Source organism: Agrobacterium sp. Azo12 (genome assembly GCF_029193765.2).
Classification (GTDB): domain Bacteria; phylum Pseudomonadota; class Alphaproteobacteria; order Rhizobiales; family Rhizobiaceae; genus Agrobacterium.
This window is the reverse complement of record NZ_JARFYO020000001.1, coordinates 1,528,947-1,548,340: the sequence shown is the minus strand read 5'-3', so window position 1 is coordinate 1,548,340 and position 19,394 is coordinate 1,528,947. Positions and strand designations below refer to the sequence as shown.

The window sequence follows — 19,394 nt, the reverse complement described above, 5'->3', positions numbered from 1 at the left end:
TTACCAGTTCGGCCAGCGCACCGTTTTATCGCGCATCAGTGGAACACGTTCACAGAACCTGTCTGCAGGAGCGCCGGGATTTAGGACGGCCGAACGGGCCTTCTGATCCGTATCGGAGAGCACTGCCCCACTCGTCAGAGTTCGCATGGTGAAGCGGTTGGTGATCTCAACCGTAATGCTTGATCGAATACCCTCATCCGTAGCAGCGTCCGCAAAGACGAGATTATCCACCTTCCCGGTGAACTTGACCTGCGGGTCACCCATCGGCTGCTCAAACTCATCGCACTTCTGAATCATGATTCTGAAGCGGGAGCCTTTGATATTTCCAGCCTGATAGTCATCCCAAATGCTGTTTGATGTCTTCCCATCGATACCTGATATCACCAGAGATAGAGTGAAGGCCTCGGCATTGATTGCCATCTCGATCGTATCGAGCGCATCCTCAGTCAGCACGCAGGCGCGCCAGATGTTACCGTCAGCGTCAAGAAAGGCCCCGCCCGAACCATCCCACATGCGTATCGGTCCAGACGGCAAATCCACCTGACATAAAACCCGCAACGATTTGAGTGCCATCAGATCAATCCCAAAGCCAGTTGGTTCCAGTAATCATTCGCCTCGATAAACGAGACGGACCGACGCTCGAAAGGCACCGGATCCACCAGCGCACCCATCTGATCATCGGATGCGAGATGGCAGAGACACGTCGGATTATCGAATTCGAGATCAGCGCCGTCAGGAATTGTCGCGCGGATAGTGGTTGAAAGCGGGACAGTCCACACATCGCCGTCAACGTCAATCGCCGGTCCCGTCTCGTACAATGCATGCTGATAGGAGAACCGAACACCGACGAGGTTGTCCTCGGCATTGATGACCCTCAGCTTGATCACCGTTGCACCAATAGCCGTCTCGCCCACCGACTGCACGGCGATAGCTCCCTGTCGGTAGAGGCTACCGTCAGAAAACGGGGTATCGTCGTCGTGAGGAACAAACACCGGCTCCTCGAACATTCCTGAAGCATAGGGCGCGACGTCCTGCGACCAGGCAGGAACGGCAATCAAACCTGATCGTCCGCCCAGTGCAGTCCGGATCGCCAACCAGGTGCGACGCTGCGCAACGGAAGACACAGGAACATCGGAAAGCTCGATCGACCAGAAACCACGATCCGTACGGACGGCAGGATCAAACCCGCCGAGTGAACGCCCGCCGGATCTTGAAAATGGAATAACGCGTGGCTCGCACGTCAAAGGCGTCAGCAGATCTTTCGGCCAGACCAGAATATCAGCCATTGCGATAATCGCCTCCCGCCTTCGTGGCGTTGTATTGCGCAAGCGCAGCCGGAGCCATTCTGTTGGCCTGACCAACGGCCGAGGCCTGAATGCCCGGCGCAGCCTGATTGATGCTTGTATCCACGTAAGGCTTGATGCTGCCGTTCTTAGGATCAACACCGACCATGATACGCGCTGCGCCGCCTGCCCCCGCAGAGAGGGTTTGTCCCGGCTTGGTAATATCGACCCGCTCGTTAGGAGATTTCCGGAACATCACGAGCTGGCTGTCGATACCGCCAGCACCACCAGGCATGATCGTTCCGCCCCGGGCAAAACCAAACAGCTTTCCGATACCGCCGAAGATACTGCTGAGAAAGCCGCCGCCAGATGCGCCACCACCAAGGATACTGTTAGCCGAGAACAGTGCATCGACCAGCTGCGTCTGCACCTTGTCGATGATCTTGTTCAAAACGTTGAGAGCGGCATTTCCGAACGACTTCCAGACACTTTCGCCACTGGCAAGGCCTTGGCGAAAATCCGACAGGAACCCGTTTGTGGCATCCTTTGCAAAATCGAACGCCGAGCGCATTTTCTCGGTTGCGACCTCGATCGACGCCATCGCTTGAGCGAGACCGGATATCTCTGTCTTTTGGGCGGCGGAAAGCGTGATGCCGCGTTGCTGCGCCTGATTGAGCAGATCAGTCTCGTAACGAAGCGCAGCAGCTGCCTGTTCGGTAAGCCCGATCGCCTGTTGTTCTGCTTTCAGCGTCGATATGCGCCGATTGGCTTTGTCGATGATGTCAGAATACTTCTCGGCTTCTGTCTTGCCGCCCTTTTTGCCACCACCATCACCAGAACCTGCTGCAAGCTCTTTATTGACGCCGCCGATTGCATTGCCAAAATTAACCGCAGCTGGCGTTGCCCCCTCGAATGCCTTGCCGAGCTGGCCGATGTAATCATGGTTCAGCGCAGCGCTGACAGCAGCATTTCGCTGATCAACCGCCCCAGACAATGCATCGGAAAACGGATTGGTGATTTCACCAACCGTCTTTGCATCGGCATCCAAACCTCCGATGCTGACGCCGGGGATATTGTTGACGGCTGAAATGAGATCATTCACCGTCGCTTTTGCGTTGGTCACCATCTGGTTTACAACGTTGATAACCAGATTGGCCGCGCCAATCACCGCAGCGCCAATGATGTTCGGAAAGTTCTGCCAGACGAACTTGATATCTTCGAAGGCCGCAACAAAGGATCCTATGACGAGATTGCCGCCATCCTTGGCAATCTGAACAACATCGACGCCGATTACCTTCTGGATTTCATCACGGAAGTGATAAATCGCCACGACGGCGGCAGTGATACCGACGACGAGCGCGCCAAGCGGGTTAGCCAGAATGGCAGCCGTCAACATGGTCACCGCACCAACAAGCCCGGATCCGATTGCAACAACAAGCGCGCCCACGGCCGACAGGATCGCCGGAGAAAACATGACCAGCAGCGCGCCGCCAGCAACCGCAGCATATTCGGCAATAGTCGGCAGATACTGGATGAGCGAACGAAGCGCCGCCGCAAAAGCGTCGATGCCCGCACCGAGAACCGCCAGCGCCGGAGCAAGTGCAGCGACGCCTGCCAACGCCACATCACTGATCGCCTGCCCGAGATCGCGCATTGACTGGTTGAAGCCACGAAGCTTGTTGCCCGCCTCTTCCGAAATGACCGACGCATTCTCGCCAAGCTTTCGGAATCCTTCGCCGCCCTTCTCAAGCAGAGGAATGAGCGCAGTCGCATCCGAGGCCATCGCCTCTAGATAAAACGTCATCTGCTGTTGATTTGCGCCAGCCTTTTTCAAGCTATCATAATAAAGCTGCAGCGCCTGCGGGCCCGAGAGGTTCTTGAATGCTTCGGCAGTGAGACCGATCTTTGGCGCGATATTTTCAAAAAAATCCTTCATCGGACCACCACCGGTCTGATTGAAGTCGCCGATGCGGTCATTCACATCCTTGAAGATATCAGCAAGCTTATCGCCCTCGATACCAACAGAACGCGCCGCATATTCAAGCCGCTGAAAGCTTTCGAAAGAGGTGTTGGAAATCTGCGCGCGTTTGGCGATCTCATCAACCGCTCCGAGCGTGCTGCGCAAACTGACAGCAAGACCGGTCAGAGCACCGGCAGCCGCCGCAGCAGCAGCAACAAACGCTGTCTTGAGCGCAGCGCCAAACTTGTTGGCCGACGCAAGTGACCGTTTCGTGTCGCTCTCAAACTCAGCAGTATTCAGTCCGAGGTTAACGCGAAGCGCACCGATAACAGCGTTTGTCATTGCCCTGCCTGTTTTTTACGATGACGAGATCCAAGCCAGGACCGGGTGACCGCTTCGATCTGCTCTGCAGACATACGACGCCCGGTCGGCATAGCCGGCTCCCCGATCAGTTTCTCAAGCCGAGGAAACTTGCTCGACTTCTCGGGGGCATAGGCTGATAGGTAGGCAGTATGCCAAGCCTGAAACAGAAGGTTGTCACGCTCACGTTTCCGCGCATTTGTGGCACCTTCGATGATGAGACTGACCTCGTACAAAGTCAGCTCCCAGAATAGTTCGTAAGGCTGACCCGCCTCAATCCAAGCCGAGATCAGCGACGGCCAGTCGATCCAGTCGTCGCTTTCCTGGGGTGGCTTGCACCGCCCTTCTGCGCTTTCGGCTGCATGAGCTGAAATGCCTCTGCAATGAGCTCTCCAGCTTTTTCGTGGCCGATCTCGTCGAGGATATCGTCGCAATCCTCGATCGTGACATCAGGGTGGTGACGGATAAGAGAAGCACGAAAAACCTCGGTCAGAAGGCTGATTGACGCCGTATCATCACCAGAAAGTTCACGGCCAATCTGCGGGAATGTTTTGCCCGTTTCGTTCTCGACATGACGCACCGCGCCATTGCCGAGTTTCATGGTCCAGTCTTTACCGAGCGCGGTAAAGCCGACCTCACCTTTGATATCGTTTGCCATTACGCGGCAGTCCCCCACGTCTCAGCGCCAGAGACAGCAACCGTAATGGTCGCAGTCATCCGGTCATCAATTGGAATGGCTTTGGAGAAGCCGATGATACTCGCCTCGTATGTGACCGTCACGCGCGGCGCTGGTCCGGGGAAAGTGATGCGATGTTCAACGGTTTCGCCGGACTCGAACAGATCGCGGATCCTGACATCCGTATTGCTGCCAGGCACCCAGTTGATTTCGAACGACGCTTCGCCGTTGTCGATAAGGCCAGAGATATATTCTCTGCGGCGGTTCGGGCTCTGCATGTGCGTCGCATCAATGCGATCGGCCGTCGCTTCGCCAGGCGTCACATTGATGACTTCAGCCAACTCGACGAACGCAGGCGTCGTAAGTGTAGGATCAAAGATTTCATAGATCGTGCCGTAGCCAATGCGGGCGTCGGTCATGGTAATTCTCCGTGGTGGATGGTGATATCGATGGAATTGCGGAAAACACTGTTCACCTCACCCGCATCCGCAGCAGGTAGATTACGTTCGCTTTCGATGAAAATGCCTTGGATCTGACCGGCGCTATATCCAGACAGCAGCCCTTTGATCGATCTGGAAATCTCCGTTTCTTCCGCTTTTGTGTCCGCGTAAACGTCGATCTGCACGCGACTGGATGAGAACCCGGATGCACCGCGCATGTGGTAATTCGGATCATCGCCGACGAGCTGTAGCAACACATAGGGCCGCTTCACTTTTTGCGGGGCGCGCAGCCAATAGCGCTGGCCACCGGCGACCGAAGCCAGCAGGCCGGTCAACAACTCTTCCATGGCTTGCCCTACCTTTTGCGAGCCAAACGGCGCGCTGCTTTTTCGATATGAAACCAGAGTGAATTGGCGATGCGATAAAGCGTCGGCATCTTTTCACTATCCCAGGCAGGCCGCATGAAAGGCTGCGCCGGATGGAGTTCATTGCCGAACTCCTGCTGAACACCGGCAGGGTTGTTCGTCCCGACAAACATTTCCTGAAAACTCTGGCTGTTTTCCTGCCGGTGCAGCGATCTCTGGCGCGAATTCAGCCGCGTCGAAACGTCGATACTCTCATACAGGTGATATTCATCTTTCGGAGCCAGCTGGCGCGCAGATCTTGCCATAGGTTCCGCCGCATCTTTCAGAACATCGCGCGCCACCTTTTTGCCGGTTGCACGAGGAAGCGATGACAAAACCGTTTCCAGTTCTTTCAACCCGTCAATCCTGACCGTCTGTTTCGCCATGGTTCACGCTCGTGATGGCCGTGATTTCGAGAAACCTGTTACGGCCCTCATCCGCCTGCTTGATGCCCTTGATGTTCCAGATCAGACCGTCATGCGATATCCGGTCTGTCGGTAGAACTGCACGGGTGTTGGAGCTTGAACGCACAACGAACCGCGTCATCAGCGTTGCGCCAATCTGCCCTGCCGCATCCTTCTCGCCATCGCTGGCGTCACGACGCTTTGCCCGCACCTTCAGCACAGGCAACCATGTGGGGATAAGTTCATTGAACTGGTTAGCAACATCCTGAGACCGCTCAAACGTAATTGATCGATCGAGATCTTGGGCTGTCGTCATAGGGAAAGCCTGCGATATTTGCCGATCAGAGCTTCCTCGACCCGTGAGAGAATATCAGCCCCAGCGCGTGCGCTCTCATCATAAGAAAGCTGCACACGGATCTTTATTGCGGTTTTGATGTCAGCAGGCACGGTGCTTTTGTCGTTAACGACAGGCCATCCGGCCAAATAGTCAACTTGCAAAGACGCTCGCTCGTAGAGATCGCTAGGACGTTCGTATGCATTCCGAAAGCGGATTGACGCCTCACCGGACGAGCTGACATCTAACGCATATTCATTCGCTGCAATCGTTGCTACCTGCCCAGCAGCATTTCGGTATCGCGCCGCAGAGATACTCGATACAGGCCCTAACGGGAGATCGAGACATCCAGCGAATCCGTCAAATGACTGACGCCAAGTTTGCTCCGAAAGGACAATTCCAAGAATACCTGTCCAGCCCTCGTAGTGCTCGACCGCCGATCGGATCTCGTCAGTGATCAGGCCATCGTCTTCATGCTCCAGAATATTATTGTCGCCATCACGCTCAGCGATACGAAGCGCGATCTTCATTTCATTGAGCGTGACCGGGAGCGCAGAAGGGGCGGTAACGAGGACTGGACGATGCATGTTGCTATCCCTTGCCTTTTGCCTTGCCTGCTTTGTTCTCATCTTCAGGAGGCTTGCCAACAAGCTTCCGCTCGATAAGCGGCTTGAACTTCGCCTCACTCATCTCAATGACGGTTCCACGACGGTAGAGGTCAGCGCCATGCCTGAATGTTTTCAATGCAGTGAGTTTCATTATTTTCTCCATCGGTTCATAGAGCGGGCAGACTTCTCTGCCCGCCTTGATCAACCGGCGAGCAACAAGTTACGGTGCGACCGCCTTACCGAAAGGACCGGTAACAAAAGCCTCTGGCCGTTTCACCGCGAGCGCCAATCGCTCTTCGCAACGGATTGAGATGAGGTTCTTTTCGAAGTCATCGGCATTCTCTGTCGAGATAACGACATTGGCATCTTCGCGGTCGAAGATCTGGGCCCCAGTCTTGAACGCGCCCGCCAGAAACTCACCTTCGAATGCCGGAATCTCGGTTTCAACAACCGGACGACCCCACAATGTTGGACCGGCAATGCGCAGCGGATTGGCCAAGATGTAATTGCCGCCAGCGTCTTTGGTGAGTTCGATTTTTGCCCAATCAACGAAATGGATAACAAAGCCATCGATTGGCAGGCGCGCCAGCTGGGCCTGCAATATCGCGAGACGAAGATCATCAATCGGAGTACGGGCGTCTGGAGCAAAGGCAGGGGCAAACTCCGAGGCTTGCGGCACGATACCTTCAAGGTGTCCGCTAGCGCCGGATCCGAACAGAATTTCCTGCTCTTCTGCATATTTCAAGCCGTAACGCATTTCCGCATCGACTGTGGACTGAAGCTGCGCGAAGTCGTCCATGATCTGCTTGGAGGCCTTGAACATGTGCGCGACGGTAGCGACAGGGGTGATCTTTGTATCGAACTCGATATCCGAGTAAGGCTTTGCCGTGCCTTCCGTGGCAATCACCCGTGCCGCATTGGTGAAGCCTGTCTGCTGTACCCAGAAGATGGCCGGGGACGTAGTACGACCAGGAGCGATAAGATCACGGATAAAGAGGCGCTGCTTGGGCATCGTGTCGATGCCAGGAAGCCGCATAGGCTCGACAACGCCCGTCGCGATATCTGGAGACAGCGTCACGTTTTTGACGGGAACGCTGACGCGGCGACCGGCTTGGACGCCTTGAGAAAAGTCTTTGGTCAGCTGGTTTTCAACAAGCTGTGAGCCGATAGATTTGTTCTCGTCTCCGCCCGCTCCACCGCGTCGAGCACCCTTCTGCTCAACCTCACCCAGACGAGCATGGAGATCTTCCAGCTTGCCGGAAAGCTCAGTCTGAGAAAGCGCAAGCTTATCAACTTCCTGCTTGGTCTGTTCGGAAAGCTTGCCGCTGTTCTTTACCTCAGTGAGGCATTCTTCCGCTTTCTTGCTGAATTCATCATTCACGCGCGAAAGGTCGTTCGTTACCTGCTTGAGCAGGTCTCGGATCTCGTCAGCCATTGCTGATCTCCTATTTGGGAAGGGCGCTCAGGCCCGTGTAAGACTAAGTCGGGCCGCCGCAAGGCGCAGGCGGTCGATTGCATCATTGTCAGCGCTCGGCATGACATTCGAAGGCGCAGCGCTCGGCATACCCTCCGAAATCTCTTTTATTAATCGCCTACGCTCAGAGCGAGGCAGCGGCTTTCCCGAAGCGAGAGCCGCTTCCAGGCGATACAAAGCCGGTTTTGAATTGGAGACATCCGAGGTCGATACATCGAAATCCGCAACCTCATCTGCAAAACCTTTGTCGACTGCACCTTGGCCTCCAAGCCAGGTCTCCGCGTCGAGCATTTTCTCGACTTCGGAAATCTCCAGCCCGGTTCTTTCGGAGTACATTTCGGCGCAAGTTGCGTCGAAAACTTTCATGATGTCGCCGGTCTCGTACATGACATGGCGGTCACCCGCAGCAACCCACTGCGTGTTGTGGATCATCACAAAGCCAAGTTTGGCGATTTGTATTTCATCGCCAGCCATTGCAATTACCGATGCGGCAGATGCAGCAATTCCAAGAATCCGCACAGTCACTTTTGATGGATGCGCGCGAAGCAGGTTGTAGATGGTGACACCTTCAAAGAAATCGCCACCCGGAGAATTGATCAGGACCGTCACTGGTTTGTCGCCAATTTGGCGCAGCGCTGCAGAGATGCGTTTGGCTGTAACGCCTTCGCCAGTCCACCAATCATAACCGATGACATCAAGGATTGTGATCACGTCGGCTCCATCAACCGCAGCTGCCCGTGGCGCCTCCACGGGGCGATACATCTGGAGAGCCTTTTCTGTGAGATGTACCGAACCCGTTACGCCGTCCGGGCAGTGTAACTCTGGCAACGCACGCAGGCTCATTCGTTTTCTCCTATCGGTGGTCCGCCGTTATGACCAACAGCACTTTCAGTGATTGGGATGTTCTGCGACTGCATGCGGGGGACATCTCCACCATCGACAGGCGCTAGCCCCTCCAGTCGGCGAACCTCGTTGATGGTCATGACCCCAGCATTCAACAAGGCGGTGTAGAACGCTGCGCGAGCCTGACTGTCGCCACGCAAAAGATCTTCATAATTGAACCTGACTTTGAAGCGCCTCCGCTCCTCAGGTGTCATGATGCGTTTAGATATCGCTTTTTCGATGCGGCGGAGTTGCGATCGCAAGCTGAGATTTAACCAGCTCTGCATGATCGCGGAAACGCCGGAGCCCCACATCGTCTGTCCGTCGCTCGAATGTCCTATGATAATTGGCGGAACCCCAAGCCAACGGCAGATCTCTTCGACGTTGAAACGTCGGTTCAAGATCATCTCGGCGTCACGCGGCGTGATGTTCACAGCCTTGAAGTCGACACCAGCCTCAAGGATACCGACGCCTGGAGCATTCGGCCCACTATAACGATCAGCGAAATTCTTACGGGCCTGTTCGCGCTGCTCAGGGGTGAGCTGGTTAGGGAATGTGAAGAAACCCTTGGCACGCATTCCCTTGCCGAACATTTGGCCCGCTGCTCGCTCTGACGCGATCGCTATGCCGAGCGTTTGACGGGCATGCGCCACCGGAGACATTCCTACGTCTCCATCACCAAAGGCCTTGAGGTGAAAGACCTTGTCTTCCGGAAGGTCGACCAGCATGCCTCTATCGTTAAAGCGATAACGCAAAGATCCGTCCTGTTTGCGCTCGACAGAGGTATCTGCTGGCATGCGATCAAGCGAAACAAGCCGCTTTCCGGAATACACCTTTTCAGCAAACCCGTTTCCGGTTGTGCAGAGCCCGAGCACCCGACCTTCCCAAAACTCGATCGAGGTCTGGTCAGCGTTTGGGCTCTCGTCCAAAAGCTCCTGCAAGGGATGATCAGTGACTCTGACGCGCGTTCCGTCAGACCTCTTCTCCATGAGCTCCAGCGAGAAGCTGGCGATAGTCTGAGAGGTCACCCTGGTGCAGGCCCAGAATGCGGACAGGTTCAACGCGCCCTGCGTCGAAACATGCTCCCCTGCCCAGGTCTCGCCTCCATCCCACATTTCATACAGCTCGCTGTCGCGGGCAGTCAGCTTTTTCCCGAAAAGTCGGTTCCATAGGCCCATCAGACAAACACCGCGTTAGAGATTACATCGCCCATATCGATAGGACTCGCCGCTTCAGGATTTTGAAACATGAGCATTGCCGCGTTGAACAAGGCCATAAGCATGTCGATCTTGGCTGCGCCGGAAACTTCCTTCGTCACCACGTAATTACTGCCCTTCAAAGTCTGCTTTGCGTTGCCCACAGCCCACGCCATCATCGGCTGGTCACCATGCAGAAAACGAGCATCTTCGAGTTTCAGCGGCACAGAAGAGATCGCTGTTTGCAATTTCCACCCCTGCGCCACGGCCTGGACAAGAGGCTGCTCAATATTGAGCCCCTCAAGCGCATCGAGCAGGAGTGCGATGCCCGCACTATCAAGACCAATGCCCGAAGCCTCCGGCAGCAATCCACTATCAAGCACCTGCTTACAGATCGCAGCAGCTGACTCAGCCTGTTCTTCACCGGACTGGGAAACGATTAGATCGCCCGCTTCTTCGAATTGCCGAAGCCTCGGGGCGATGCTTTTTCGCTGCTCAAAGACGGTGGGTCTTGCCCATGCCCTGCCCCAGCCGAGCCAGCGTTTTGTTCGCTTTTCGCGACCGATGACATAGAGTGCAGCCAAATCGTCAGCCCCACCCCAGTCGATACCGATCGTACAAACCTCAGAGCGAGACAACAGCGCCTCCAGACCGGTCAACTTGGTGTCGATACAACCGGCCCAATGAAGCGCGCCAGACCATCCGTCGCCACCAAGCCCCACGCCGATCTCGATGTTGAGATGCTGGCTAGCCCAGACCTGCTCTGTTTCCTTGTTCACCTTGCCGTTGTTTTCGTAGTCATCGACCAGCGCCTGCGGATCGATTGACCGGCCAAGGTTTGGCAGGAGGTGCGGCCAGTTCTTCTGGTTTCGCCAGTAATCCTGATTAACCTGCTGTTCGCGAGGAAACTCGTACAAGATTGGCAGCATGATCGGCGAAGCGCCGCCCTTGCCGTCTCGGATCGCCCGAGCCTTGTCCAGTTCCGTTCGCCAGATACCAGCTGGCGATTCATCCGATTGTGTCGTGATCATGAGAACCTGACCACGCTGTTTGGTGATGCCGCCGCCCCGGATCTGCTGCATTACGCGGGTTGCCTTGGATACTTTGCCCAGTTCGTGCAGCTCGTCGATGATAGTCATGACCGGGATTTCGCCGGTGACAATCGACGTATCGAAGGTTTTCACGTCCAGCTTCGTGCCTGTTTTGACACGAGTGATGCACTTGAGATGCTCCTGCACCTTGAATACTTCACTGAGCTTCGGATCGTTCTGGATCATCAGCTGCGCTTGGCTGAAGCAGCGCTCGGAAATGTTCTGGCTAGGCGCAACGATCAGCATCTGGCGGTTCGGCGCTTCCTCCATAAAAAGCGCTGTGAGACCCAAGGCCGCAACATACGTGGTCTTCGAGTTTTTCTTTGGGACCATGCAAAGCAGTTCCCAAACCAGGCGACGTTTTGTTTCCGGATCCTCACTTGCGAGGAAGGCGCAAAGGATATCCCGGAACCAATCTCCGCACGCTTCCGCAAGCGAAGGATTGTCAGTCACATCCGGCAGTTTCAGCCGATTGAAAAACGCCAGAGCCTTGGCCGCTTTTTCCTTGTTGATCGGCACGTCAGCCATGGGTGTTTGACCAGACTGAAGACGATCCCACCAATCAGGGCATGCGAAACGAGGTAAATCCTCAGTGGTGTGCATTGTGCGAGGCTTCCCGCTCCAGTTCCGCCATCAAATCGGCGTCTGCATCAATGGCGCGCCGTTCATCGGCAATCTTCTTGCCGACCTTTTCGGCCTTCACCTTTGGCTCTTCATGCTTCGGCTCAGATGAGAGCTCTCGCTCAATCTCCATCCGGTCGCTGCGTTCAAGGAGTTTGCCGAATTCACGCAACGCACCAACGTTACCTTTCTCGGCAAGCTCCCAGGCAAGCTCCAGCCGTCTGATCTCCAGCTTGTCGCGCGCACCGTCGCGTTGCCGGATCTCATAAAAATAATGCTTGTGCAGAGTGGGCAAAGTGATGCCAAGCGCGCTGCAAATTCTGGGATTTGCCCAACCGAGAGCCACTAACATGCTGACTCTATTGCGACTTCTCTGCGTCACCTCGTGTTGAGGTCGACCGCGCTTGCTCGGCTTATCAACCCAAGGGTTGCCGAACAGGTCAAAATTCTCACTCATGACGAAAAAAAATCTCCGAATGAGGGGGGCGCGGGTCTAGAGGTTTGGGGTCTTTTGAACTTTTGACGCCCCCCCCCCCTCTCCCGGCTCGATCGCCCAATCTCAGCCCTCGGTGGGCGGGTCGCCGACGTCGAGCATGACGGGCGGGTGAGATGATCCGAGTATTCGCAGATGCACCGAGGCACCTGCATTAAGCCGCGCCAACTCGTCAGGGGTCGGAGACCAAGCCGTCACCATCGCTGGTGTCCCCTGACCATTGACCGTGCACTCGACGATCTCATCTCGCAACGGCAGGCCAAGATAACCTTGGCTCTTTCCGATGATGCGTGTCGCACCTTCGATCATGGCTATCTGCATCAGGTCACCAACGCGACTGGGCGCGCTCCTCTTTCTGCTTCAGCTTGTCGTGGCAGGTCTTGCACAGGCACTGGAGATTGTTCTCATCCCAGAACAGACGCTCATCACCACGATGCGGTGTCTTGTGGTCAGCCACCAGTCTCGATGTGTTGCCATCGATGCGACCGCATCCCACCATCTGGCAAGTGAACCTGTCGCGTATCAGCACACTCATGCGCAGCTTCTGCCAGCGTGCCGTCTTGTACCATCCACGGTATTCGAGACTGGCATCACGATGGCGGTTGCGTTCAACCTCACCCGTCGCAGGCCCAAGCCTTGGAGGTAGCGTGCCGATACGTGGCTTGATGGTTGTAAGTCTGCCCATATCTCTAATACGCAAAAAGGCGACCGGTTAAGGTCGCCTTCGCTACTTACATCGTGTGGTAGGGATTCGAACCCACGGCAAAACTGCTATTGGCTATCCGTCGCCAGCAATCTCAACTAGACGGTTAAACCCTTACTCTTTCGGGTTCAGCTTTAGTCCTGACTCGGCAACACATCGAAGAAGTAAACATAGCTGTAGCACTGGCCCTGAATCGGTGTCTCAATCGAAGGGAGACTGTCAGAGTGGGGTCCGGGCGCTAGAGCAAATGCCCGCTAAGAACCGGATCAACCATAGGCGATTTGTACTCACACTTTTTCTAGGTCCGCAAGAGAAATGTTTATTGCCATCGGTTTGCCAAACAGTTCCGTGGTGACGACAGCGTCACCCTCTCCCGCTTCTGCAAACGCCGCGATCTCCATCACGAACCCACTGAATGGACCAGACAACACCCTGACTTTCTGACCCTTTGCAAACACCGGCGCGATCCGCTTCCAGTCGTAGTGTCCATTGTCAGCTTTCTGCTTGAAATCGCATATGGTTTCCGCATCAACCCTGAACGGCCTACCGCCTGACATGAGGATGTTTTTAACGCCATCAAACGAGCGAATACCCTCGACAGCCTCAGGGCTTGGCGAGCAATAAACAAACACCAGACCGTTGAAAACGGGCATCGAAATGGCAGGCAGAATACGATATCGGCGCTTCCTTTCGGGTCCTTTCCGCATCACAACACACGCACAAACACCGGCCGCCATCATCGCACTTTCCACAGCCAATTCGCGTCCATACGCCACCTGGACGATCACCCACGCCGAATCGCTGCTGCATTCCGCAGTGGTCAGGCTTGCTGATTCTCGCCATCTGGCGACCTTGGCAGCCTCCTCGGCAATGCGATCCAGCTTGAGCATACCTTTGAGCGAGACGTGTTTCGATATGTCGTCGAACTTATGCTGCATCATCTGCCCGTCCCTCATTTAGCTTTTCCGCGAAATCGACAATTGCGATCGAGACCGCCTTATCCAGATCGACCACGCCAGCAGGCAGTGGTGGGAACTGGGCGAACTCAAGAACATCAGGAGCAACCGGCCACGGCCAGCACCGGTCAGCATATGCGCGCTTCCATGCCTCCCAGATCTCGCCGCCCACAGCGACCTTTTCGAAATCCTTGCTGAGGTCAACAATGCGGTTGGATACCTTGAAGCGGCGACGCTCGATCAGCTGCACGGCATCAGGCCATCCCTGCTTTTCCTTTTTGTCGCGCCAGATCAGGTCCGACTTTTCCGGACTGGTGTCGACAATGCGCTGCTCGATCGGGGAAAGCGTCAACGGGCGCACCGGCTGCAACAGCTTCGATATCAGCATTGCCCGACCAGCCCGCGAGAACACCGAATAGCTTTCGGTTGATTCAGCCTGTGGCGAGGCTGGACGCTGCTCAACCAGTTTCGTCCAGCGCTGCTCCTTGAGGTATTTCGCAGCGGAGCACAGATGCTTGCGACCGGTGGAAAGCGCAGCGGCCTGATAGGCCTCAGAGCGCTGCAACGCCTCTGCACGCTCCTGTGGCGGCAATGCCAGCCATTCCCGGCGCGCATCCGGCTCGCTGTCGCTGATCGCCGTTTTCCAACCCAGAAAGAACCGTTTGAACGCCATCTCGATCGATTTCGGACTTTCTTCCTCAATCTTCAAAACATCGCCCGCAGCGGCGTCTCTCTCATTCCGTTCAAAGGCAGGCGTTAAAGTAGAGGCGTTAATAGGTGCCTGCCCAGAACCGGCAGGGGGTGCCTGCTCTGGGCAGGCAGGGGGTGCCGATATACCGGCAGGGGGTGCAGATCCATCACCCTCAAAGTTAGGATCAAATTCCTTCTGATCATCCTCATCCCATGCATCAAATGCAGAGCTCGGAACATTGGAATCATAGATCACGCGGTACCAGTGCGCACTGTCGCGACCGTTAGCGCTGACCACCTCACGACGCTCAACGGCGCCGATCTCAACCAGTCTGGAAATGGCAGATTGTACGGTTGAGCGTGAGCAGTTCAGCGCTTGAGCCAGCTTCACCTGACTGCGACGGCACCATCCGTGGCGCGTGTTGGCATTCTGGCCGAGCATGCACAGCACTTGCAGGTCTTTGCCCTTCAGGCGCGGATCCGCGATGATCCATCCGGGAATGATCGATAGTCTGGGCTCATTCATCGCCCTTCCCCCTTTCCAAATAAACTTGGCGGCAGGCCGAGAGCGATACGCTCCATACGCCCGCGCGCCGCCCCAACAGGCATGCTGCAAAACCGTCCGCCGTCCGCAGGGCGCTCACGCCGCAGATCCGCCAGCTCGGCATCGAGGTAATCAAGCCCTTCGCGAAACCGCGCGTTCAGCAGCCGGTTGCGAATGGTCATTTCGCAGGAAAGCAAAGTGTCGAGCGGGCATGACAATAGCCATGCCGCCCGCTCCTCGCGGCTCTGCGCTGCGTCCAATCGTTCGATGTGAGGAATAAGCATGCTCACGCCGCCACCTGCGGGCCAGCGGCGTTAAGCCCATTGAAATCTATGTCGTGGCAAAAATTACCACCACTTATAAACGCGCTGGGGGCGGCATGGACTACAATGCATTTCAAATCATGGAGCAATTTTTTACGGCGCAAGAAGATGCCGAGGCATTTCCAGTACTTATCGAAGAATGCCGCAACGCCTACACGTTCGTCATTAGCAGCTTGGATCAGTTCTTTAGTAGAGATTATCCCAATGGTGGACTTCATGATTACACGGGAAGGACCCTGCCTAAGATTACGGACCACTTGGCAAACTGCTTGATGCCGGGCGTGACGCAAAAACCTGACGTTCCCATCATCACAATGCCCTATGCCGAGGAGTTTATTAGGCGCATAGCGAGCCTTACCGATCCACGAGATCCAAATGCACGCAAGGAGTGGAGCTTGCAGGCATTTGCAGCGCTTCTTCATCAGGTCCAGCGGGTTTGGCGTATTAACAATGACCCAAAGCTGCCAGCATTGCCCCCAAATTTGCTCGCGGAATTCAACAGCTACGGAATGTGGAAGAACATAGAAGAGTCCAAACGCTCTGCGGATGATGTTTTCGGCGTCCAATCGCTTGGAGAGCGGCAGACAACTCTTTTCAACGACCAAGTTAATAGTCTTCTCGAAGAACAAAGAACCAACATAGCCGCCTTGGCTGCTGCGGTGGACACGCAGAGAGAAAGACTCCAAACCGATCATCAACGCAACGAAGTTGAAACCGAGACAATTCGACAAAAGCTCGAGAGTATGAATGAAGCTCTTGATCGATCGTCCGGTAAGCTGGTTGAGGTTGTAAATATCATCTCGACGACAGATCAGAATATCGCAGCTTTCTCTGAAGCGGTCAGGGAAGAGCTGAAAATTGACGCGACCAAGAAGCTTTGGGAACAGCGGGCCAAAGACAACAGACTTGCCTTTTGGATATCCGCTGGCCTCATAGCGTTTGTGATCGTAGCGCCTGCCTTGCTGGTCCTGTGCAATCCAGAAGCAATCGTCCACTTTCTGGAGCGAATTACCCAGGCCGCAACGCCAGGCCTTCTTGACTCTGCCACTACGGCACAACTCACAGCCGCAACCATCAGTAAGATCGTGATAATATCGGCACCGTTGGCCGTATATTTCTGGGCAATCAAGCTTATAGTTCGGTTCAACACTCGCTGCATGGTTCTGATGGACGATGCTCGTCAGCGCCATACTACGATGGATACTTACTTCCATCTTATCGAGAAGGATGGCGCCACTACAGAAGAGCGCGGCCTCATGTTGAACGCGCTTTTCAGACCGCTTGCAGGACAAGGCCAAGATAACGTTGAGCCGCCGAATTTCATTGAATTGATCGGCAAAGGCAAAGATTAAACTCACTCCGCACCGCCTTCCGGCGTTCCGGCCTGATTGCCCCAAAACTCCCAATTGCCATTGAGGCGCACGTCATCAGGCCCGAGACTGTCCTTGCGCTGGAAAAGCTCGATCTTGCGCAGCTCCGGCCACAGACGTTCGATTTGTTCGGCAAACCACACCGGCTTGCGGCTATGTTCGGTCTTGGCTTCGGAATAGAGGCTTTCGGGCTGCGTGCCCATCAGTGGCGCAAGCGATATCGTGCCACGCTTGCCAATAAGCAGGATCTCATGGCGATCGCGCACCCACCGGCCCATGCCGATATGCTGCTTGTCCCAAATCATGCAGGTCGCATACTCAAACCCCCACGACTGCAACACAGCAATACCATCCGGCAATCGGTTGGCAGTCACCCAGAGAAGCAGAACAGCATCCCGAGTGAATGGCGACTTATCGCCTGCACACAGCGCCTTGATGTCGTCGAGGGGCATAGCAGGGTACTTGAGGCCCTTATCTTGACCTGTGACCTCGCTCCATTGCTCCTGCTGCCACGGCGGGTCGGCGTAACCGACGGGATAGGCTGAAAGAGGCATATCGACACCGGCCTTGTGGCCATGTTCCGAAATCAGGTTGACCATGCGCAGACGGGCCTGACGATTATCGGCCTGTAGCGCAGTGCGGATCTTCTTGCTTTTCGCAGTGGTAGCCTTGTCTGAAGCAATAAGCTCGACAACGAAGTTCTCTTGCGCTTCCGCGCTATCCATCCGCTTAAGCCTGTCGAGAAGCGTACCCTTGTCGTGAGACGTGCCGCGCAGCATCCGCAGAGCCTTTTCGGAAATTTTTTCACCCCGCTCGACATCGCGCTGAATGGTGCGCTCTTTTTGTGCGGTCGCATCAGCAGTCGCTGCCGTAAACCGCTTTGCCGTTTCGCCAACTCGGCGAGACGGGGCAACCTCGCCTTTCTTCAAGGTCGCTTCGCGTGCAGTTTCAGGATGCTTGATGAGATAGATCTCTTTGCGCCGCGCGAGAAACAGCGCCCGGTCCACTGGCGACAGGTCTTCACGGATCAGGTTTTCATCGATCTCGCAGAGCTGACGATCGAGGTCATCACCATCATAGTGGAAGCACAGGACCTTGATGCCTAAGCGACGGCAGGCCTCCAGCCGGTGGCCACCCGCACCCAGCTTAACGGTCGCATCTGTTTCCTTGCCGAAGACCTCAATCGGCTGATGCTGCCCAACACGCTGAAAGGCTTCCATGAGCGCCAGCACGGTGCTTTCACCGAGATCGCGCAGCCGGTCATCTGAATTGATGGTGGAAGGATCGCGCAACACGGCTATCTTTTGCGCATCAACACCATCGACGTCTGGAAACTCAGCCTTGGCCCGCGCCGTGGGGTAAAAGTGGAATGACACCTTCGGGTCGCGCGCAAGATAGCCCTGCATATGCGCCTTGCCGGCCGATTTCTGGTCTGTCTGGCCAACGGCAACAAACACGCCAAACTTGACGGCGTCGGAGATGATCGACTGCATGCGTTCGCCCATCATGGTCATGCCGCACCGCCTTGCCGCTTCATCGTCAGGCGCAAGTCAGTCTCGCGAATGATCTTGGCGGCAACGTCAGGCGAAGCGCCACGACCGAGCAACCGCTCGGCAAAGCGAACAGCAAATTCAAATCCGGCGAAATTGATCGCGCTGCGCACCTGCGCCGGGAGCCTGTCAAACCGCTCCATCAGTGCGCCCTCATCAGCCGGTCAAGATGCGCTTGGCCGTGGCCAGTCAGGCGGATCGTGTAGTAATCTTCCTTGATCTGCACGTAACCGGCTTTCTTCAGCTCCTGCACGCTGTCGCCAAACTCGTCGTTTCCGCGCGTATCGAGCGAGCCGCCCGCAATGCGAACCCGGCGCAACAAGGCCGTCGCGCCGGGGCTGATTTTCTTGAACTGAACAGCAGTCGTCATGCTTGGTTCTCCTCGATAATCCGGCAGACTTCGCTTTCCTCAATGCCAAGCGTTGCTGCGATTTCATGGGTGGATTGGCCAGCGCGCCACGCTTCCAGCACCCGCGCAGCGCGGGCCTCATGCACAAGTTTGGAGCGGCTGGTTTCGGCAATGCACAGCGTCATCGGTCCGGCCTTTGTGGCGCATTGACCATCAGCTCTTTCAATTCTCGGATTGCCTCGTGCGCTTCCTTGGTGATGCGCTTGGTAACGGCGGCAGTTCCCAGCGTGCCGTTGGCTTTCGCCTCTCTCACGACACTGAATATGTCATTCATTTCGGACATGAGATCGAGCAGATCGGCATCGTTGATCGGTCGCGCCTCAACCTGCAGCTCGCCGTCGACAACCAGCTTGAAACCGAGCTTGCGCGCCATGGCAGCCACGATCACGGGGCTTTTCGCGCGACGGTCCGCCTCAATCGCAACATCGATCGGGATTAGAGAATCGCTGTTCTCATCATTGAAGCTGGCATATTTCGAAAGCGTCGAAACATTGACCCGCGTCAGCAGCGGAAAATCAGTCACGCCACCGCCCAGCTTATAGCTGGCATCGGTTGCGCCTTTTAGGCTGCGGATCTCTTCATCGGAAATAGTGCGCACGGAAACACCCCTGAAAACGCGTCAA

The 19,394-nt window shown here is 55.7% G+C and carries 26 protein-coding genes; 1 reads left to right on the top strand and 25 read right to left on the bottom strand.

What is annotated here, in order from left to right; all coding sequences use genetic code 11:
• The 20 genes from PYL13_RS07220 to PYL13_RS07125 form a co-directional block, all read right to left on the bottom strand.
• Entirely contained in the window at positions 1 to 573 is a 573-nt protein-coding gene (locus PYL13_RS07220) for a hypothetical protein (protein ID WP_275640872.1), read from the bottom strand.
• Positions 573 to 1,286: a hypothetical protein gene (locus PYL13_RS07215; RefSeq protein ID WP_275640871.1), complete on the bottom strand. Its 714-nt coding sequence runs from the start codon at positions 1,284 to 1,286 to the stop codon at positions 573 to 575. The genes PYL13_RS07220 and PYL13_RS07215 overlap by 1 nt, the downstream gene beginning before the upstream one ends.
• Positions 1,279 to 3,585: a hypothetical protein gene (locus PYL13_RS07210; protein ID WP_275640870.1), complete on the bottom strand. Its 2,307-nt coding sequence runs from the start codon at positions 3,583 to 3,585 to the stop codon at positions 1,279 to 1,281. The genes PYL13_RS07215 and PYL13_RS07210 overlap by 8 nt, the downstream gene beginning before the upstream one ends.
• Positions 3,586 to 3,892: 307 nt before the next feature.
• Positions 3,893 to 4,261 (bottom strand): hypothetical protein, encoded by a 369-nt coding sequence (locus PYL13_RS07205; protein ID WP_275640869.1) that lies wholly within the window; start codon positions 4,259 to 4,261, stop codon positions 3,893 to 3,895.
• Positions 4,261 to 4,698: a phage tail tube protein gene (locus PYL13_RS07200; protein WP_275640868.1), complete on the bottom strand. Its 438-nt coding sequence runs from the start codon at positions 4,696 to 4,698 to the stop codon at positions 4,261 to 4,263. The genes PYL13_RS07205 and PYL13_RS07200 overlap by 1 nt, the downstream gene beginning before the upstream one ends.
• Positions 4,695 to 5,054, bottom strand: coding sequence for a tail completion protein gp17 (gp17, locus tag PYL13_RS07195; protein WP_275640867.1), 360 nt, complete (start codon positions 5,052 to 5,054; stop codon positions 4,695 to 4,697). The genes PYL13_RS07200 and gp17 overlap by 4 nt, the downstream gene beginning before the upstream one ends.
• A gap of 20 nt (positions 5,055 to 5,074) precedes the next feature.
• Positions 5,075 to 5,509 carry an HK97-gp10 family putative phage morphogenesis protein gene (locus PYL13_RS07190; protein WP_275640866.1) on the bottom strand — a complete coding sequence of 145 codons (435 nt, stop codon included), beginning with the start codon at positions 5,507 to 5,509 and terminating at the stop codon, positions 5,075 to 5,077.
• Entirely contained in the window at positions 5,484 to 5,843 is a 360-nt protein-coding gene (locus PYL13_RS07185; protein ID WP_275640865.1) for a phage head closure protein, read from the bottom strand. The genes PYL13_RS07190 and PYL13_RS07185 overlap by 26 nt, the downstream gene beginning before the upstream one ends.
• A complete protein-coding gene (locus tag PYL13_RS07180; protein WP_250982856.1) occupies positions 5,840 to 6,448 on the bottom strand; it encodes a head-tail connector protein in 609 nt (202 codons plus the stop codon). Before PYL13_RS07180 ends, PYL13_RS07185 begins: the two co-directional genes overlap by 4 nt.
• 4 nt (positions 6,449 to 6,452) lie before the next feature.
• A complete protein-coding gene (locus PYL13_RS07175; RefSeq protein ID WP_250982857.1) occupies positions 6,453 to 6,620 on the bottom strand; it encodes a hypothetical protein in 168 nt (55 codons plus the stop codon).
• Positions 6,621 to 6,689: 69 nt separating this feature from the next.
• On the bottom strand, positions 6,690 to 7,904 hold the full coding sequence (locus tag PYL13_RS07170) for a phage major capsid protein (RefSeq protein ID WP_250982858.1): 1,215 nt from the start codon (positions 7,902 to 7,904) through the stop codon (positions 6,690 to 6,692).
• 27 nt (positions 7,905 to 7,931) lie between these two features.
• Positions 7,932 to 8,786, bottom strand: coding sequence for a head maturation protease, ClpP-related (locus PYL13_RS07165; RefSeq protein WP_250982859.1), 855 nt, complete (start codon positions 8,784 to 8,786; stop codon positions 7,932 to 7,934).
• Positions 8,783 to 10,003, bottom strand: a complete 1,221-nt coding sequence (locus PYL13_RS07160) for a phage portal protein (RefSeq protein WP_250982860.1) — start codon at positions 10,001 to 10,003, stop codon at positions 8,783 to 8,785. The genes PYL13_RS07165 and PYL13_RS07160 overlap by 4 nt, the downstream gene beginning before the upstream one ends.
• A complete protein-coding gene (locus PYL13_RS07155; RefSeq protein ID WP_250982861.1) occupies positions 10,003 to 11,640 on the bottom strand; it encodes a terminase large subunit domain-containing protein in 1,638 nt (545 codons plus the stop codon). The genes PYL13_RS07160 and PYL13_RS07155 overlap by 1 nt, the downstream gene beginning before the upstream one ends.
• Before the next feature lie 61 nt (positions 11,641 to 11,701).
• Positions 11,702 to 12,190 (bottom strand): hypothetical protein, encoded by a 489-nt coding sequence (locus PYL13_RS07150; RefSeq protein WP_275640864.1) that lies wholly within the window; start codon positions 12,188 to 12,190, stop codon positions 11,702 to 11,704.
• Between the two features lie 102 nt (positions 12,191 to 12,292).
• A complete protein-coding gene (locus PYL13_RS07145) occupies positions 12,293 to 12,547 on the bottom strand; it encodes a hypothetical protein (protein WP_275640863.1) in 255 nt (84 codons plus the stop codon).
• A gap of 4 nt (positions 12,548 to 12,551) precedes the next feature.
• Positions 12,552 to 12,911, bottom strand: coding sequence for an HNH endonuclease (locus PYL13_RS07140; RefSeq protein ID WP_275640862.1), 360 nt, complete (start codon positions 12,909 to 12,911; stop codon positions 12,552 to 12,554).
• Between the two features lie 305 nt (positions 12,912 to 13,216).
• Positions 13,217 to 13,870 (bottom strand): transcription termination/antitermination protein NusG, encoded by a 654-nt coding sequence (gene nusG, locus PYL13_RS07135; protein WP_275640861.1) that lies wholly within the window; start codon positions 13,868 to 13,870, stop codon positions 13,217 to 13,219.
• A complete protein-coding gene (locus tag PYL13_RS07130) occupies positions 13,857 to 15,101 on the bottom strand; it encodes a helix-turn-helix domain-containing protein (protein WP_275640860.1) in 1,245 nt (414 codons plus the stop codon). Before PYL13_RS07130 ends, nusG begins: the two co-directional genes overlap by 14 nt.
• The gene (locus tag PYL13_RS07125) at positions 15,098 to 15,409 is read right to left on the bottom strand and encodes a hypothetical protein (RefSeq protein ID WP_275640859.1); all 312 of its coding nucleotides are present in this window, start codon (positions 15,407 to 15,409) and stop codon (positions 15,098 to 15,100) included. Before PYL13_RS07125 ends, PYL13_RS07130 begins: the two co-directional genes overlap by 4 nt.
• Before the next feature lie 47 nt (positions 15,410 to 15,456).
• On the opposite strand from PYL13_RS07125, the gene PYL13_RS07120 reads away from it, so the two are divergent.
• A complete protein-coding gene (locus tag PYL13_RS07120) occupies positions 15,457 to 16,794 on the top strand; it encodes a DUF6161 domain-containing protein (RefSeq protein WP_275640858.1) in 1,338 nt (445 codons plus the stop codon).
• A gap of 2 nt (positions 16,795 to 16,796) precedes the next feature.
• Here PYL13_RS07120 and PYL13_RS07115 read toward each other — a convergent pair whose 3' ends face one another.
• From PYL13_RS07115 to PYL13_RS07095, 5 genes are read right to left on the bottom strand one after another with little or no spacing between them, the layout of a single operon-like run.
• The gene (locus tag PYL13_RS07115; protein WP_275640857.1) at positions 16,797 to 18,326 is read right to left on the bottom strand and encodes an MT-A70 family methyltransferase; all 1,530 of its coding nucleotides are present in this window, start codon (positions 18,324 to 18,326) and stop codon (positions 16,797 to 16,799) included.
• Entirely contained in the window at positions 18,323 to 18,505 is a 183-nt protein-coding gene (locus PYL13_RS07110) for a hypothetical protein (protein ID WP_275640856.1), read from the bottom strand. The genes PYL13_RS07115 and PYL13_RS07110 overlap by 4 nt, the downstream gene beginning before the upstream one ends.
• Positions 18,505 to 18,732 carry a hypothetical protein gene (locus PYL13_RS07105; protein ID WP_275640855.1) on the bottom strand — a complete coding sequence of 76 codons (228 nt, stop codon included), beginning with the start codon at positions 18,730 to 18,732 and terminating at the stop codon, positions 18,505 to 18,507. Before PYL13_RS07105 ends, PYL13_RS07110 begins: the two co-directional genes overlap by 1 nt.
• Positions 18,729 to 18,896, bottom strand: coding sequence for a hypothetical protein (locus PYL13_RS07100; protein WP_275640854.1), 168 nt, complete (start codon positions 18,894 to 18,896; stop codon positions 18,729 to 18,731). The genes PYL13_RS07105 and PYL13_RS07100 overlap by 4 nt, the downstream gene beginning before the upstream one ends.
• Positions 18,893 to 19,369: a hypothetical protein gene (locus tag PYL13_RS07095; RefSeq protein ID WP_275640853.1), complete on the bottom strand. Its 477-nt coding sequence runs from the start codon at positions 19,367 to 19,369 to the stop codon at positions 18,893 to 18,895. Before PYL13_RS07095 ends, PYL13_RS07100 begins: the two co-directional genes overlap by 4 nt.
• Positions 19,370 to 19,394 lie beyond the last annotated feature (25 nt).